Raw genomic sequence first — 16,401 nt, forward strand, 5'->3', positions numbered from 1 at the left:
GTGCAGGCTCGAAAGCTGGAATCCATCGATATTTCCCGGATTCCGCTGTGCATTATACAGGCCGCATAATTGAAAGTGGAAACCGCCATGCATGTAACCCTTGTCCATGTACAGGTCAAACCTGAGTGCGTCGCCGACTTCGTCGAGGCAACACGCCGAAATCATGAGCTCTCGGTGCGCGAGGCGGGCAACCGGCGCTTCGACGTACTGCAGTCGACCGAAGATTCGACACGCTTCGTGCTGTACGAGGCCTATGCCTCGGCGGCGGATGCCGCGGCGCACAAGCAGACCGCGCATTATCTGGCCTGGCGCGATGCGGTGGCCGGCTGGATGGCGGCGCCGCGCCAAGGCGTGCCGTATCGCGGCCTGTTTCCTGCAGGATGACTACGTAAAAGTGATGCTCTGGATCCCCGTTTTCGCGGGAATGACGTGCTGGTATTTAATGGCTGCTCCATAGATCAATGACTTCGAGTCCATTTTCCATTGCGCGCCTGCCGCGCATCGAGTTCGGAGCGGGAACTGTTTCAAGGCTGCCGGCGATCGTCCGTGGCTACGGGCGACAGGTGCTGCTGGTGACGGGCGCGCGTTCGTTTCAGGAAGGTCTGCACTGGGAACGTCTGACGCACGGACTGATGGAGCAGGGCATCGACTGGTGGCACTGCCGGGTGGAGGGCGAGCCGACGCCTGAGCTGGTCGACGAGGCGGTGCGGCAGTATGCCGGTGAGGGCATTGAGTGCGTGCTAGGCATCGGCGGCGGCAGCGCGCTGGACGCGGCGAAGGCCATTGCCGGCCTGCTGCACGTACAGCGCTCGGTGATGGACTACCTCGAGGGCGTCGGTCCGGAGCTGAAGTACGAGGGGCCGGCGGTGCCGTTCATCGCCGTGCCGACTACGGCCGGCACCGGCAGCGAGGCGACCAAGAACGCAGTGCTGAGCCGGTCCGGTCCCGAGGGCTTCAAAAAGTCTTTCCGCGACGACAGGCTGGTGGCCGAGTACACGGTGGTCGATCCGGAACTGCTTGCCGGTTGTCCGCCGCCGGTCATCGCTGCCAACGGCATGGATGCGCTGACGCAATTGCTCGAGTCCTACGTCTCGCTGCGCGCCAATCCGCTGACTGACGCGCTGGCGCTGAGCGGCCTCGCGGCGGTGCGCGACGGATTGATCGAATGGTACGAGACCGGCGCGCAGGCCACAGACGCGCAGGCGCGCATGGCCTGTGCCGCGCTGCAGTCCGGCATCACGCTGGCGCAGACCGGCTTGGGCTCGGTGCACGGCCTGGCCTCGCCGCTGGGGGCTTATTATCCGATCCCGCATGGGGTGGTGTGCGGCACACTGGTCGCTGCGGCCACAGCGGTCAACCTCGGGGCCATGCAGGCGCGCGAGCCGGGCAACCGCGCTCTGGGCCGCTATGCCGAGGCGGCGGAGGTGCTGCTGGGTCATCGTTTCGCCCGGCGTGAGGAGGCCTGGGACGCGCTGCTTGCCCTGCTGACGGACTGGACGGAGCGCCTCGGCCTGCCGCGCCTGCGGGAATTCGGGCTGGAGCCGGCCGGTTTCGATCACATCGTCGCCAATGCGCGCGGCAGCAGCATGAAGACCAATCCTATCGTGCTGACCGACGCCGAGATCCACCGGATCCTGAAGCAGCGTACATAAGGATGGGGACAGATTTTAAATCTGTCCCCATTCTCGCCGTTGTCAACGTAATTTGCGCCTCATGCGGTTTTCCCGTATCGTACGCAGCCAGTTAGAACAATCCTGCGGATGGTTTCGTAACAGGCTGATTATGAGATCGATTCTGGTCCTGAATGCCAAGGGCGGCTGCGGCAAGACCACGCTCGCCACCACCATTGCAAGCTTCTATGCCGTCCAGGGTCAGCGGGTCACGCTGGCGGATTTCGATTCGCAGCACTCCAGCTTGGACTGGCTGGCGGCGCGGCCTGAGGACCGGCCGCACATCACCGGCGTGGCCGCCGATATGGGTACCTTCCGTGTCGAGGCGGACTGCGACTGCCTGGTGATCGATGCACCGGCTGCTGTGCACGGGCGCGCCATCACCGAGCTGGTGCGGCGCGCCCAGAGTGTCGTCATGCCGGTGCTGCCCTCGCCGCTGGACATGCGCGCGGCGGCACACTTCATCGAGGAGCTGCTCATCGTCGGCAAGGTCTCGCGCAAGGAAACCAAGGTCGCGGTGGTGGCAAACCGCGTGCGCGAGAACACGCTGATCTACCATACCCTCGAGCGTTTTCTCACCCGGCTGGATATTCCCCTGATCGCGACCCTGCGCGACACCCAGAACTACATCCGCGCCGCTGAACGCGGCCTCGGCATCCTCGAGCTTGCGCCATCGCTGGTCGAGCCGGACCTGCAGCAGTGGAAATCCCTGACCCGCTGGCTGAACAGCAAACGCAGCCTCCCGGAGTGAGGCCGCATCCTCCGCAGTCCGCACGGGGCGCATACGACCCCCGGCTTCAGCGGATCGGGACCGGTATGTGTCTCAGCCTCTTCTTGCTGGCGGGCGCGATGCGTCCGGCCTCCGGGGACGAGTCCCTTCAGCCGTTTCTGAACGCGAACCAGAATCCGTTCATACAGATCTACAGCCCACCATCTCCCCAGTCCGCACGCCTGGTCCGGCCCGGGACCTGGCGCATCGCGTTGCAGCTTGATCTGACCAGCAACTCGATCGGAGAAGGCGATTCCATAGAGAGCATCGTCCTTGATGGCGAAACTTACCGGAGCGCCTTGTCCCTGAGTTACGGCGTAACCGACCGGCTCGAGGCGGGCATTGTGATCCCGTACATCATGCACCGGCGCGGTGTGTTTGATAATTTCATCGAGGAATGGCACGACACCTTCGGGCTGTCGAACCGCAAGCGCACCGCCTTCGCGCGCGATCAGATGGACTATGCCTACACCGGACCGGAGGCGTCGCAGCGGCTGGACGAGCCGGCCGAGGGACTGGGGGATGTCCGCCTTACGCTGGGCTATCCCGTGGCGAGGAGCGAGGGAGCGGGCAGGGATATCGCCCTGCACGCGAGTCTCAAGTTGCCGAACGGAGATGCCGCAAAATTGCTGGGCAGCGAGGGCACCGATCTCGCCCTTCAGCTGAGTGCGGTGGACAGCCGCGTTCTGGGCAGATGGGATGCAACGCTGTTCTGGTCCCTGGGGGTGCTGCGCCTCGGTGAAGGCGAGGTGCTCGAAACTCTCCGGCGCGACTACGTCGCGATCGGAACGCTGGGGCTGGGGCGCCCGGTGACCGGAAGGATCTCTCTCAAGATGCAGCTCGACGGCCATTCCTCCTTTTATGACAGCGACCTGGCGGCGCTTGGGTCCAATACCGTTCAGTTGACCGTGGGCGGGGAGATCGATCTGCCCGGGATGGCGACCTTAGACCTGGGTCTCGTGGAGAACCTGTTTACGGATACGACGCCTGATCTGGTCTTTCATCTGGCGTGGAGAACGTTAATATAATGGCCGATGATTGGTACGGATGAGTACATGCGGATATTACGTTTAGACGGTTTCCTGTTCGGTGTGCTGATGTTTATGCTCGCCCACGGACAGGTTTCCGCCGCCGGCTCACCGGCTGCAACCGGGGGGTTCACCTACAATGCCTCGCTGATCGATCAGGTCGCCGCGTTTCCCGATAAACCGGGCGGGCTCGGCCTCCGGGCGGGACGCAATGATCTCGCACTGTCGCTGGAGCCTGGCAGGAAAGAGCGAGAGGCGCGCGACTGGGACGGACTCAAGGAAGATACCCTGTACTTCGGCTTCACGCAGATGGCCGTGATCGGCCTGCTGTACGTCAGTCCGAAGAGCATCTCCGGCTGGTCCGCGGAAAAAAAGGACGAGTACAGCTTCGAGAAATGGAGGACCAACATCCGCCACGTCGTGTGGGACACCGATCGGTGGTGGATCAATTATGGCCTTCATCCCTACTGGGGCGGCTCCTACTACGTCCGCGCCGCAGAGCGCGGTTACGGGCCGGCCCCGTCATTCTGGTATTCGTTCATGCTGTCGACCATCTACGAGTTCGGGGCCGAGGCGCTGTTCGAGCAGCCTTCCATCCAGGACCTGGTATTCACTCCCGGGCTGGGATTTTTCGTGGGTCGCTATTTCATGTCTGTGCGCGAAGGGCTCAAATTCCGCGCGCTGAACGGCGAGGCGCTGTCCGGGACCGATCGGGCCAAGCTCTTTTTCACCGATCCGCTCGGTTCGGTCAACAGCAGGATCAACAGCGCGCTTGGACGCCAGGCCTCCTTCACGCTGGTGCCCGCCGTGATGGTCGCCGACACGGCTCCGCGGGCGCAGGCGGACGATGCGCTTGCCGGCGCACAGTCCGGGGACGTGTATTCCGGCATGCGCCTGCACCTTACCTGGTGATCCGCACGGCGTGACCCGCCGTCAGGTTTGGTGTATGGTAAACGGGACGTACCTGCAACCATGGGGTTCCCCGCATGAGCGGACGCGAGCGTACCATCTTGGCGGTTTTCCTGGCGTGTTTCATGGGGGGAGCGTATGCGGGTGAACTCGTGCCGGGCCAGCCCGCCCCCCGGTTCCAGCTTCCCGATCAGGACGGCACTGTGCACAGGCTGTCCGATTATCAGGGGCGCTGGCTGGTCCTCTACTTCTATCCCAAGAACGATACTCCGGGTTGTACCGAGGAGGCCTGCCGCTTCCGCGACGATATCCTGCATCTCAGGGAAATGGGGGCGCAGGTGCTGGGGGCGAGCCTGGACAACCAGGAATCGCACGCCGAGTTCGCCAGGAAATTCAGCCTCCAATTTCCGCTGCTGGCTGATATCGACGGCAAGGTGGCGGCGTCCTACGGTTCCCTGCGCAATCTCGGTATCATGAAGCTCGCCCACCGCCACACCTTCATCATCGATCCGGATGGGCGGATCGCAAAGATCTATCGCAAGGTGTCGCCCAAGACACACAGTGCGCAGGTCATCGACGACCTGAAGGAACTGCAGCGAGGATATGCGGCGGCGTCCGGCTGATCCGCCGAAACCATGACTGCAGATGTCGCGGTTTATGCCGGCGAGGCGCTTGCGCGTTATTCCTTCGGCCATGCGCATCCCTTCGGTCCATATCGCCACGCGGCGTTTATCACTGAATTCGAGCGTCGCGGCTATGCCAGCCGGGTCGATCTGCGCGAGCCGGCGCAGGCCGACCAGGACAGCATCGAGCTGTTCCACACCCGCGACTATGTGGAACGGGTCAGGAGACAATCGGCGCTTGGGCGGGGATTTCTCGATTGGGGCGATACACCGGCGTTCCCCGGCGTGTACGAGGCGGCAGCCACCGTGGCGGGCACCACGCTCGCCGCGCTCGGGCATATCCTGTCCGGCCATTGCCGGCGCGCCTTCGTACCCATCGCGGGACTGCATCATGCCCGTCGCGACGAGGCCGCAGGATTCTGCGTTTTCAACGACTGCGGTATCGCTATCGAGGCTCTGCGCCGACACCATGGAGTTCAACGCGTGGCCTATGTGGACATCGATGCCCATCACGGCGATGGCGTCTTCTACGCGTTTGAGGATGATCCGGACCTGATCTTCGCCGATATCCACGAGGACGGCCGCTATCTCTATCCCGGTACGGGGCGCGCGGACGAGCGCGGATCCGGTGCCGCGGTCGGTGCCAAGCTCAATCTGCCGATGCCGGCAGGCGCGACGGACTGCGACTTCATGGCGGCGTGGGAGACCGTTGAAGCATTTATCAGCCAGGCCAGGCCGGAATTTATCCTGTTCCAGTGCGGCGCTGACAGCCTGGAGGGAGATCCCATCACCCATCTTGCATATACCGCCGCCGCGCACGCACATGCCGCGCGCCGGCTGTGCGCGATCGCTGACAGATATTGCGCAGGCAGGATCCTTGCCATGGGCGGAGGGGGCTACAATCCCGGGAACATCGCGCAGGCGTGGAATGCCGTCGTAGAACAGTTCATAGCAGCATCCATTCCGTGAGCCGGGATCGTCAATGCTCCGACGATCCCGAACGGTGACAATAAGCACATGGAAACATTCAGAATCCCGGGGCATGGTCGATAAACCTGGGGAGATTGGAGAAGCATTGGAGTCAGCAGGTCAACAATGAAAATACGTTATTTCCCCAGCAAGGGTGAGGAACCCATCGTGATCAATGTGTCGACGGATTTTAACGAGGCGATCCCTCAGTGGGATGTGGCGATCGAGGCGCTGGTCCGGGAGGAGTTCCAAAAGCTGCGTCGATCCCTGACTGTAGAGGATTTCCAGAGACTGGCGCAACAGTATGCGATCAGGTTCGACGATATGATGGCCACCGCCTTCGAACTGGTTTTCCGGGGGAAGTGGATTTATCAGGATGAACAGGGCGGTGTCCGACGCCTGACGCGCGAGGAGATCGATCGAGCGAGCGTGAGCGGCCGGCTGCAAAGGAATGACGTGGATCGATTCACCGGCGGCTGGCGTCCGGTGGATTGAGGCCGGGGCCGGGAGCGCCGGTTCACGACTGCACATGGGTGGTGCGTATGGACCCTCTGGAATATGACATCGTTTATTCCGGCGCCCTGGTGGCGGGTCGGGACCCGGCCCAGGCCAAGTCTGAACTCGCGCGGCTGTTCAAGACTGATGCCACCGGCGTCGAGCGTCTGTTCAGCGGTCAGACGGTAATCATCAAGAAGGCGGTCGATCGGCAAACCGCGGAGAAATACCGGACCGTCATGCTCAAAGCCGGCGCCGTGTGCGAGATCCGGGCCCGCACGGAGGCGCCTAAGGATGCAGTTGCCGCGCCGGCGGGAAGTTCCACCGGCCGGATCACGATCGCACCGGCGGGCGAAATCCTATCCACACCGCGGACAGTCTCCTCGCCTGCTTACGATTTCGCCCACATGAGTGTGGCTGCGGCGGGTGCGGACATCCTTGATGATGGTGGCACCGTCGTCGCAGCGCCGCTCTACGACCTGTCCGCATTGAGCATGGCCCCGGCGGGAATCGACCTGATCGAGCAGAGGCGCGTAGCCCCGGCGCCCCTGCCCGATTTCAGTGGAATGAACATAGCCGATGCAGGCGTCGATCTCGACACCCGCGCTCCGCCGGCCGCCGCGGCGCAACCTGACATCAGTGGCATCGCGCTCGCGCCGGCAGGAACCATGATGCTCCGTCCTGGCGAGATAAAGACGTCACCGGCGGCGCCGGATATCTCGGCTCTTGATCTGTCTCTCGAGCGAACGCGTTAACCTGCAGCGTCAGCAAGCAGGCGTTCGTTCCTGTTCGCCTGAAATCTGTCCTTCCGTGGGATTTGAGTCACGAGATGCGCCGGCGACTTCAATATTCGCACAGCAGTGCCGCTAATGTGACGAGGGGCACGGTCGGGTGTGAGGTTTCATGCACAATGGTGGACGAAACGGCTTGACCGCTGTGAGTCGATGTGAAATCGAGTGACAATCCACGGATTCTGGGTCTGGTAGCATGCAAACGATCCTGGTGATCAATTCCAAAGGCGGGTGCGGGAAATCGACAATTTCCGCCAACCTCGCCAGTTACTACGCGGCCAGCGGCGCCAAGACGGCGATGATCGATTATGATCCCCAAGGGTCAGCCATGCACTGGCTGAGCGCACGGCCGGCGCATCTGCCCCATATTCATGGAATCCACGCCTGCAAGCCCAGGAACGGCCTGACGCGCGTCTGGCAGATGACCGTACCACCGGGAACCGAGTGTGTGGTCATCGACGCACCGGCCGGCGTTACGGGTACGAAATTCCAGGAAATGATCAATCGGGCAGACGCGATCGTGGTTCCGGTGACGCCTTCATCCATCGACATTCATGCCACCTCGGCCTTCGTCCGTGACCTTCTGCTGATAGGCCGGATCAGGCGTGCCGGGATCCGTGTCTGCGTGGTCGCCAACCGGGTGCGGCGTCATGCGCCGCAGTACGAACCTCTCAAGAGATTCCTCGCCAGCCTCGGGATCCCGTTCGTGACCTCGCTTGCCGATTCGGACAACTATATCGCCGCGGCCGAATCCGGCATGGGCATCCATGAGTTGGACAGGGATGAGACATCATACGAGCGCGAGCAGTGGCAGCCCCTGCTGAAATGGCTGTCCGCGCCAGACCAGGGAGAAGGGGGCGGAGAGGGGCGTCCGCGCCTCAATCTGGTATCGCTGTCGCGTTGAGATTATCCCGCGCGGCAGACATTCTTCAATTTCGCCGGTTAATCGGTAAATTCAACGTCACCAAGCAGCTCGTACAGCGACTGCCTGTCCGGCGCGAAACTTTCGTCGTTTTCCATGTCGAAGGGGAGCAGAGCTGAAACCGGAGGGGAGGAGGGTGCGGGTTTGATATCGAGCCAGGCCTCCTGATCCAGCTCTTCCAGGTCGCCGTCGTCATACTGGACTTCTATCGTCTCAGCATCAAGAGAAACAACCTCGAACAAGCGACCCGAGGGAGTGCGGTACCAGTTTCCGACATCCACGCTATATGTTATCGCCATCGCGGATTCCTCTGAATTGTGTTTATCGGTTTACAGTCTCCCTGTCATCAGGCGCGCATCCGTGCCGGTGTGCGGCGATCAACTGCGATTGGCCGCTTTATCGGTGGTGCCTTCCTGCTGTATGCGTTCGTAGACTTCCTTTCGATGTACCGTGATATGCTGCGGCGCCTGTATGCCGATGCGTGCCTGGCTGTTGCGAACGGAACAGACGGTAATGGTGATATTGTCCCCGATTACCAGGGTTTCGCCGACTCTCCGAGTCAGTATCAGCATGATGCCCCTCCTCGTGTTTTGTGTTGATGTAATTTGGCAATGCTCAGTTCGGCTACTGCTCCATCACCGTTCGCACGTAAAGCGCCGGTGTTTTTGTCGTTGTTAACAATTCGCATTTATACGGCCAAGGATCGTCTGCATGTCAGGGACGATAAGACGGTGTATACACCCTTGTAAATTCCTCAATTGGGGTACTCTTCGCGTTTGAAGCGGGTGCGGATCCCCAAGTCGTTCAGGATCACCCTGGGAGCCGGGCCACATGCAGACAGGGTGTTATGAAACGAGGATAGACAGAGTCTAACGCTGATTATAGAGCAGCATCGCCTCAACCAGGGTATGCACATGCAGTTTCTGGTAGATGTTCTTCAGATGGGTGCGTACTGTTTCATAACTGATCTCGAGTTCCTCACCAACCTTCTTCGTTGAGTAACCGAGTTTTATATACTCCAGGATTTGCAGCTCACGTTTCGTCAGTTCGTCGAATTTCGTTTTCCGCGCGTTGGGCGTGGCTGACTTGAATGTCTCCAGAACGCGCTTGGCGATCACTCGCGACATCGGCGCTCCACCGTCGATCACCTCCTGGATCGCGGACTCAATCTCCGACAGCGAAGTTGACCCCTTGACGATATAGCCGACCGCCCCTGCCTGAAGTGCGGAGAACAGATGTGCGTCGTCATCGTATACGGTCAAGACGAGGAATTCGGTGGGACAACCGCGTGAAGACACCTGTTTTATCACATCCACCCCGGAGATATCCGGCAGTTCGATATCGATCAATGTCACGTCGGGATTCAGCCTGGAGATCTTTTCTATGGCGTCAGTACCGTTTGAGAATTGACCCACGATGCGCAGGCTTGCGGTATTGCCGAGCAACAGCGCCAATTCGTCAAGATATCTCTTGTTATCCTCGACGATGGCGACGTCAATGGTCTTTTCCCTGCTGAGCTGAGTCATTCAGTTACACGGTAAGGGTAGTCAGTTCGGATTATCCGCCAAAAAATAAACGACCGGCGTGCCTGATTGCATTTCCGGAGCGTGGCAGGGCCAGAACAACGTAGTGGAGCCTGGAATTCTAGTAAATACCTCATTTGGGTGAACCGCTGCGCCACGCATGCCGCCAGGCTGGGAAACGATGGAGAGCGTGTTTGGCAAAGATAGTACTTAATGTTAACAGAGCGGCAGGCGAATGGTGATTTTCGTACCGCCCTGATCCGGAGATTCTATGTCGATATCGCCGCTGTTTTCCTTCACGCGACGGATCATGTTGTTCAATCCATAGCCCTTGTGATCCGACTCGCGAGAGCGCAGTCCTATGCCGTCGTCGGCTATGGTGATCGAGACTGAATTCGGGTTGAGCACGAGCGAGGAGGTCACATGCGACGCATGCGCGTGCTTGGTGATATTGATGAGCGCCTCGCGGAACGTCTGATGGATGGTATGTTTTATCGCGAGGGGAGGGGGAATGCCGCCTTCCTTGATCCCGCCGGCCTGCATGTCGAAGGCGATGTCGAAGTTGTTAAGGAGATCGTAGCCGAGCCTGCGCAGGGAATTCGCGATTTCTTCCCATGAGTTCTGCCGGTCGTCGATAACCCACAGAAAGCTGCGCAACTGGCGCGCGGATTCGGCAGTATTGTTCTTGATTTTCTGCAGCGTCTCCTTCAGGCGGTCAGGGTTGTCGACGCTGCGTTCCGCGCCCTCAGTGGCGATGGAGATGCTGGCCAGGTCATTTAACACGGTGTCATGCAGTTCGCGGTGTATGCGTTCCTTTTCCTGGCGCGAATTGAATTCGAGCGAGAGCCGGTCGTGGTAGAGACGCTGGTTGTCCAGGGACAGGATGAGCGCGAACGGAAGCATCAGGGAGAACAGTGCATAATTATTGACCAGCCTGCCGCCTTCCGGCCATGGGAGCACGACAGACACGATGAAGAAGGCGGCTACGAGGAGCAGCGCAACAAAAGTTGTGCGGATCTGTTTTTTCATGAATTCGTCACGAATCCCGAGCATCGAGTGCGTGAACGCGAAAGACATGAGAATGATCCAGAAGATCAGGAATGGAAGTGTCGTAGCGAGTGATATGTGGCCTGACATGTAGAGGCCGGATATGAAGATAGAGTACAGATAGAAGCCTGCGGCAAGCATCGGGTGATGCATCAGGATTTTCTTTTTTTCCGGGAATACGATTGCGAAATGCACGATGGAAATCTGTCCTGTGCTTGCGATGAAGAAGACATTGATGAGGGTTTTCATCAGATCCGGATCAAGGACAATCGGACGATGTACTATAGGCGCGACGCTGACAAGGTACAGCGCCGTGGAGCTGAGGAAGAAAGCGCAGATGAAGCCCGCGGTTTTTTCGTGGTGGAGCAGAACCGAGATGGCGGCATATATATAAATCGCTGCGACAATATAGATCAGGCCGAGCCGTTTCGCTATTTCCATGATGGGCATTACGCCGGTTTCTGCGGCTATCTCCCAGGTGTTCTGCGCATCGTCGAGAAATTCGATGACGACCGTAAAGCTGCCGGATATCTCCTTGTACAGTATCCGTTGTGTATTCCACCATTCACGCTCTTCTTCTGCGGAGGCAAATGCCGGAAGTTTCCACAAGTCCGTGTTGTCGAGGTGCAGGCCGCCCACGCGCGTGATTTCTATGTCGTCGCGGATGGTGATGATCTCGGCGTCGGAAAACAGGGTGGGGGCGGAATGCAGCGCATGAATGCCAAGCCCGGCGATGACGAGGCTGCAGAGCGTCATGGCGGAGATCAGGATCCATTGGAGCCTGCGATAGCTGATCGAAATCCCGGGCGGCATCCGGAGCGACTCGTTGCGGGATGGCGGGTTCATGCGTGCAGGCGGCGCGTATCCCGTTGTTTTGGCCGCGCTGCATTCCTGCCGCGCTGGCGGTGCGCGGAACGGCGTCCCGCGGCGTGTGACAGATTATGCCTTACACTTGCCGCGTGTGGAACTCGCAGTCAAGGCGACGGTACGGGATGGACGCAGGCCGGCTCCCGCCGGGGAGGTGGGAGCCGAGGCCGTGTTATGCCGGTGAGGGTTATCCCTCCACGATGATCTTGCGGGCCTGGATTCGCTGGTGCTTGGGTATCGAAATCTCCAGCACGCCGTTGCGGCATTTGGCCGCTATCCGGTCTGCATCCGCCGCTTCGGGCAGGTTAAACCGGCGGTGAAACGTCCCGCTCGGTCGCTCGACCCGTTTGTAGGATTCACGATCCGCAGGACCGGGGGCACGTTCCCCCTTGATGGTGAGGGCGCCGTTCTCCATCTGGATATCGATCCCTTCGGGATCGATTCCGGGAACATCGACCAGCAGTACGTACGCCTCGTTGTTTTCGACGATATCCACTGCCGGTGCCCAGTCGCTGGTCGCGATGTAGCTGTTTCCGTCCCCGCTCTCCTGGGTGTCGGACAAACGGTTAATCTCGTTGCGAAATTGCTCCAGCAGCGCCCATGGTTCGTAACGAAATACCCTCATGGTAACCTCCTTGGCATCAGTATGCGGTTGTATGGTTGATTTCAGACATCGACCCTGCTGACAATATGGGAAGCTGGCGCCAGGTTTTCAAGTCGAGGACCGGGTGGCAGATGACCGCCTGACAAATTGTGCACGGTGTTCGGCGGGCGGCTGACAAGACCGGAGGCGAGGCATATGAAGGTGCAGGAACAGATTGAGCGCAAACTTGCCGCAGGTGTGCCCGGACTGCTTCATCTGGAGGTCATCAATGAAAGCAACCGGCATAACGTAGCTCCGGGATCGGAGTCACATTTCAAGCTTGTGCTGGTAACGCCGGCATTTGACGGGATCGGCCTGCTGGCGCGCCACCGAATGATCAACGCGCTGCTCGCCGATGAACTCGCCAACGAACTCCACGCCCTGTCCATCCATGCCTATACGCCGGAGGAGTGGGAGACAAGAACGGGTAAGGCACCGATGTCGCCACCGTGTCTCGGCGGAGGAAAACCGGCGACTCGTTAATATATCTGGGTGGTTCGCTGATATAGTAAGCAAATCGTATGATCCAACCAAGGAGCAAGAGGGTGAAAAACTGTCTGAATCATGTATATTCTGCTCTGTTGTTCGCATCAATGGCCGCTGTGCCTGTGCTGGGATACGCCGAGCCGGGCGCGGTGCAGGATGATATGCACGGCGCCATGGGCATGGGGGGCTAGGGCATGCCCACCACGGCGCGATGCACAGGGAGCACGCGACCCGCAGCGACTGGAAAGGCATGCTGAGCGATGAACAGAAGGCGGAGGTCGACTGGGTAACCTTGCGGTCTTCCCAGCAGCAGCAACTGCTCAGGGCCCAGATGGACGTCAAGGAGGCGGAGCTGAATCAGTTGATCGTCGGCGAGGATGTGCTGCCTGAGCAGTGGCATGCAAAACTCGATGAGCTCCTCCAAATCAAGCGCGAATACATGATCAATAAATATCAACGCCAGATCGAGGTGAGGCAGGTCCTGACGCCTCAGCAGCGGGTTATCTTCGATCTGGACATACTGTCTCACCACTGACACGCTCGGACACGAGGCGCCGTAATATCGCGCCGGGTTGCAGCAGCGCCCGGACGGATTGCCCGATGAAGGAACAGGCTGCGCGGACCTATTGTGCGCCGGCATGCTTTAACATTTTGCGGAGACAGACATGGCATCAACGGTCGAAGAACTCACGGTAAATTACTCGGAAGGGGAAACCCAGCTCGTCAAGGAACTGGACAAGGTTGTGCTGTCCAAGGGCGCCTGGTCCACCCTCATGTTTCGCTATCAGGACTGGGATGCCCAGAACGGCGAGTTCGGCCCGGAGAAGTACAGCATCCGCCGTTATCAGAAGCGGAACGGCGAATATTTCCAGAAGTCCAAATTCAATATCTCGAGTGCCGAACAGGCGAGGAAGATAATCGATACGCTCGAGACCTGGATCGGCAAGGGCGCTGATTAGGCCCTTTTGCCTGCATAAGGCGCAGATCCGCCAGCGGCTATCACCCCGGTAAATCTTCCTGCAGGCGGCCACGCTCCCGCCGTGATACGACCCGCAGTCAGCCTTGCGGATGCGCAGCACCGCGCATTCAAGGGGATTGCATAAAGACCGACGCCCAGCCGGCCGATAACACCCGGGATATCCAGACGTTTTTATCCGGTTTCGGTGTAGACAGGCATACGAATGACTATGGGCAAGGGAGAAGGTGGCGCCAGTATGAGTCCCGACGGGAAGGCAAGCCCGGCTGCCGCCTCGCGCATCCTTGGGGATTGTCGCCTTCGGGCCGTCGCGTACGCCGGAGGCCTCCCCGGTCAGTTCTTAGAGGTACTGCAGAAGGATCTCGCCGAGCGGGCCGCGAATGTATTCAGTAATCCGGACCAGGGCCGCATCATTGAAGGGTTGCGAATACTTGAGAAGAACAAGGCGCGACTGGCCGAGGTGTTTCCAGCCCGGTTCGGCCACCATTTCGACCGCCAGCTGCAACCCGATACCTCACCCGGCCGTGGAACCACCGGCGACGGGGCCGGTACGGGGTTTTCCCTTGTAGAGGACAGCGAACTCGAAGAGTCTCTTGCCGTCAATACCTTGATCGGAAAGCTGCGGGAGCGATTCAGCGACGAACTCTTCGGCCTCGGGGAGCGCTTTGGCGATCTGATACCCGCCTTGGGCGGCGATACGCATCGTTTGCCGCTCGCTCCTGACGCCTTCTGTCAGGCGTTTCGCGATGCCTTGATCGAACTCGGGCTGGAAACCGCCACCAGGGTGCATGGCTACAGGCTGTTCGAGCGCGCCCTGGTTCCGGGGCTCGGCCAGTTCTACGCGGAATCGAACAGATACCTTATCGAGCAGGGCGTGCTTCCCCAGCTCAAGGCCAAGATCCGCACCCAGCCTTCCGTCGAGCATCCGGCGGTGGCCGCGGGCCGCGGCCCGGCCCGGCGTGGAGGCGTAACCGGCGGCGGGCCAGGGCTGGCCGGGGGGGCTTCCCCGGATGACGGTTTTTTCGGCGAGATGGTCGCGCCGGTGGACGAGCAGGCCTTTCAAGCCATGCAGCATCTGCTGGGGGCATACCCTGCCGTTTCCCAGGGCGGTTCCCGCCCCCCTGGAGGACAACCGCCGGCCATGGTTTACCTGCCGGCCACCCCGATGCTTATCGACACCCTGTCGTCGCTGCAGCACGATCCGTCGCTGGTCGAGCATACCGGCGAACTGTTGCGCGGCGGACTGAAACAGCATGTCGTCGGACGATTTTCAACGCTGGACGCCCAGGGAAGACCCGGGGTGATCAATCAGATCGATGACGAAACGATCGACGTCATCAGCATGATTTTCGATTACATATTCGACGACAAGACCTTGCCGGATTTCATCAAGGCCCTGATCGGACGATTGCAGATCCCGGTGTTGAAGGTCGCGATCGTCGACCGCGAGTTCTTCAGCAACAAAGCGCATCCCGTCAGGCAGATGCTCAATGAACTCGCCTATGCCGGTGTGGGCTGGTATGAGGAATCGGACGCGGTCAAGGATCGTCTGTACGAGAAGATGGATGAGGTCGTCAGGCGGATACTTAACGACTTCGACGACGACGTCGGCCTCTTCGCGATGATGCTGGGCGAGTTCCGCACGTTTCTCGAGGGGGAAAAGCAGAGTTTCGCGCTGGAGCAGCACAGGATCGGCGCAGAGATCCAGGCGGCCGAACAGCTTGAGCAGATCAGGCTCGCCGTCGCCGAGGAGATTGCGAGCCGCGTGGGCGGCAGGGATCTGCCGCCGGAGGTGCGGGAATTTCTCGCCACGACATGGCGGCAGCTGCTCACCGATGCCATGCTCGCGGAGGGGCGGGACGGCGCGCAGCGTACGCGTGCACTGCGGGTGATGGACGACCTGCTCTGGAGTCTCGAACCGAAGGCCAATCCGGAGCAACGCCGTCGCCTCGGCGTCCTGCTGCCGATCCTGCTGGAGGAGTTGCGCGACGGGCAACGCCGGGTGGGTCGTAGCGAAGAGGAGATCAGCGCCTTCATCGCCGTGCTCGAACAGCACCACTTCACCAGCATGAAGGGCGGAAGGACGAAGGAGACGTCGACACCGCCATCTTCCCGGCCGGTACCGGCATCACCCGTTGCGCAGCCGCAGCAGAAAGAGGCTGTCCCGGCCACGGATCAAATGGATGAGATTGATCGCATGTTCAGGGAGATCAGCGGAGACATCGAGAATCTGCCTGATGTCGACATGGATGAGCTGACCGGTTTCGGCGATCTGATCGACAGGAAGGATCCGGACTGCCAGAGCGGCTTCGACCGGATGATGGCGGAAATGGGTTTCGAGGCGGACGGCGATGCCGGGCCACGGATCGATGACAACCATACGCAATTCGTACGCAAGCTTGAGCTCGGCAGCTGGGTTGAACTCACCGACGCGGACGGCAGGAAACTGAGGGTGAAGCTCGCCTGGGTCGGTGACGCATACACCAATTATTCATTCGTCAACCGCCAGTTCAAAGTGGTCGCCGAACGTCCCTTGTACGTCCTGGCGAACGAGTTCAGGAACAACACCGCCAGAGTGATCGAGGATGTTGCACTGTTCGACCGGGCGCTGGACGGCGTCATCTCAGGGATAATGAAGTTCGCGCGTCCGCGCACTCATGCCAGGCACGCCTAGATAGCCCGC

The 16,401-nt window shown here is 60.2% G+C and carries 19 protein-coding genes; 14 read left to right on the forward strand and 5 right to left on the reverse strand.

Annotation, left to right across the window (positions count from 1 at the left end; translation table 11 throughout):
* The first annotated feature begins 87 nt into the window (after window positions 1-87).
* The 10 genes from IPK65_12535 (at window position 88) to IPK65_12580 (ending at window position 8,158) form a co-directional block, all read left to right on the forward strand.
* Complete coding sequence (locus IPK65_12535) at window positions 88-384, forward strand: antibiotic biosynthesis monooxygenase (protein MBK8163916.1); 297 nt, start codon at window positions 88-90, stop codon at window positions 382-384.
* A 77-nt stretch (window positions 385-461) separates the two neighbouring features.
* Window positions 462-1,652: an iron-containing alcohol dehydrogenase gene (locus tag IPK65_12540; GenBank protein ID MBK8163917.1), complete on the forward strand. Its 1,191-nt coding sequence runs from the start codon at window positions 462-464 to the stop codon at window positions 1,650-1,652.
* Window positions 1,653-1,782: 130 nt separating this feature from the next.
* Window positions 1,783-2,421 carry an AAA family ATPase gene (locus tag IPK65_12545; GenBank protein ID MBK8163918.1) on the forward strand — a complete coding sequence of 213 codons (639 nt, stop codon included), beginning with the start codon at window positions 1,783-1,785 and terminating at the stop codon, window positions 2,419-2,421.
* A 65-nt stretch (window positions 2,422-2,486) separates the two neighbouring features.
* The gene (locus tag IPK65_12550; GenBank protein MBK8163919.1) at window positions 2,487-3,467 is read left to right on the forward strand and encodes a DUF3187 family protein; all 981 of its coding nucleotides are present in this window, start codon (window positions 2,487-2,489) and stop codon (window positions 3,465-3,467) included.
* Window positions 3,468-3,494: 27 nt separating this feature from the next.
* Complete coding sequence (locus IPK65_12555) at window positions 3,495-4,379, forward strand: DUF3943 domain-containing protein (GenBank protein ID MBK8163920.1); 885 nt, start codon at window positions 3,495-3,497, stop codon at window positions 4,377-4,379.
* 74 nt (window positions 4,380-4,453) lie between these two features.
* Complete coding sequence (locus IPK65_12560) at window positions 4,454-4,999, forward strand: peroxiredoxin (protein MBK8163921.1); 546 nt, start codon at window positions 4,454-4,456, stop codon at window positions 4,997-4,999.
* Between the two features lie 12 nt (window positions 5,000-5,011).
* Complete coding sequence (locus tag IPK65_12565) at window positions 5,012-5,968, forward strand: acetoin utilization protein AcuC (protein MBK8163922.1); 957 nt, start codon at window positions 5,012-5,014, stop codon at window positions 5,966-5,968.
* Window positions 5,969-6,136: 168 nt separating this feature from the next.
* Window positions 6,137-6,463, forward strand: coding sequence for a hypothetical protein (locus IPK65_12570; GenBank protein ID MBK8163923.1), 327 nt, complete (start codon window positions 6,137-6,139; stop codon window positions 6,461-6,463).
* A gap of 47 nt (window positions 6,464-6,510) precedes the next feature.
* Complete coding sequence (locus IPK65_12575; protein ID MBK8163924.1) at window positions 6,511-7,218, forward strand: hypothetical protein; 708 nt, start codon at window positions 6,511-6,513, stop codon at window positions 7,216-7,218.
* 232 nt (window positions 7,219-7,450) lie between these two features.
* Window positions 7,451-8,158 (forward strand): ParA family protein, encoded by a 708-nt coding sequence (locus tag IPK65_12580; protein MBK8163925.1) that lies wholly within the window; start codon window positions 7,451-7,453, stop codon window positions 8,156-8,158.
* Window positions 8,159-8,196: 38 nt separating this feature from the next.
* Here the strand turns inward: IPK65_12580 and IPK65_12585 are convergent, their stop codons facing one another.
* The 5 genes from IPK65_12585 to IPK65_12605 all read right to left on the reverse strand — a co-directional run bounded on the left by IPK65_12585 (window position 8,197) and on the right by IPK65_12605 (window position 12,238).
* A complete protein-coding gene (locus IPK65_12585; protein ID MBK8163926.1) occupies window positions 8,197-8,475 on the reverse strand; it encodes a hypothetical protein in 279 nt (92 codons plus the stop codon).
* 78 nt (window positions 8,476-8,553) lie between these two features.
* Window positions 8,554-8,748, reverse strand: a complete 195-nt coding sequence (csrA, locus tag IPK65_12590) for a carbon storage regulator CsrA (protein ID MBK8163927.1) — start codon at window positions 8,746-8,748, stop codon at window positions 8,554-8,556.
* A gap of 297 nt (window positions 8,749-9,045) precedes the next feature.
* Window positions 9,046-9,702 carry a response regulator transcription factor gene (locus IPK65_12595; GenBank protein ID MBK8163928.1) on the reverse strand — a complete coding sequence of 219 codons (657 nt, stop codon included), beginning with the start codon at window positions 9,700-9,702 and terminating at the stop codon, window positions 9,046-9,048.
* Window positions 9,703-9,915: 213 nt separating this feature from the next.
* The gene (locus tag IPK65_12600) at window positions 9,916-11,385 is read right to left on the reverse strand and encodes a hypothetical protein (protein ID MBK8163929.1); all 1,470 of its coding nucleotides are present in this window, start codon (window positions 11,383-11,385) and stop codon (window positions 9,916-9,918) included.
* A 415-nt stretch (window positions 11,386-11,800) separates the two neighbouring features.
* Complete coding sequence (locus tag IPK65_12605; protein ID MBK8163930.1) at window positions 11,801-12,238, reverse strand: Hsp20/alpha crystallin family protein; 438 nt, start codon at window positions 12,236-12,238, stop codon at window positions 11,801-11,803.
* 174 nt (window positions 12,239-12,412) lie between these two features.
* Between IPK65_12605 and IPK65_12610 the strand changes: the two genes are divergently transcribed.
* The 4 genes from IPK65_12610 to IPK65_12625 all read left to right on the forward strand — a co-directional run bounded on the left by IPK65_12610 (window position 12,413) and on the right by IPK65_12625 (window position 16,392).
* A complete protein-coding gene (locus IPK65_12610; GenBank protein MBK8163931.1) occupies window positions 12,413-12,739 on the forward strand; it encodes a BolA/IbaG family iron-sulfur metabolism protein in 327 nt (108 codons plus the stop codon).
* A 214-nt stretch (window positions 12,740-12,953) separates the two neighbouring features.
* A complete protein-coding gene (locus IPK65_12615; protein ID MBK8163932.1) occupies window positions 12,954-13,277 on the forward strand; it encodes a hypothetical protein in 324 nt (107 codons plus the stop codon).
* Window positions 13,278-13,407: 130 nt separating this feature from the next.
* Entirely contained in the window at window positions 13,408-13,701 is a 294-nt protein-coding gene (locus IPK65_12620; protein ID MBK8163933.1) for a hypothetical protein, read from the forward strand.
* Window positions 13,702-13,956: 255 nt separating this feature from the next.
* Window positions 13,957-16,392, forward strand: coding sequence for a DUF1631 domain-containing protein (locus IPK65_12625; GenBank protein ID MBK8163934.1), 2,436 nt, complete (start codon window positions 13,957-13,959; stop codon window positions 16,390-16,392).
* The last annotated feature ends 9 nt before the right edge of the window (window positions 16,393-16,401 follow it).

The sequence above is a fragment of the Gammaproteobacteria bacterium genome (assembly GCA_016712635.1).
Taxonomy (GTDB): Bacteria; Pseudomonadota; Gammaproteobacteria; order SZUA-140; family SZUA-140; genus JADJWH01.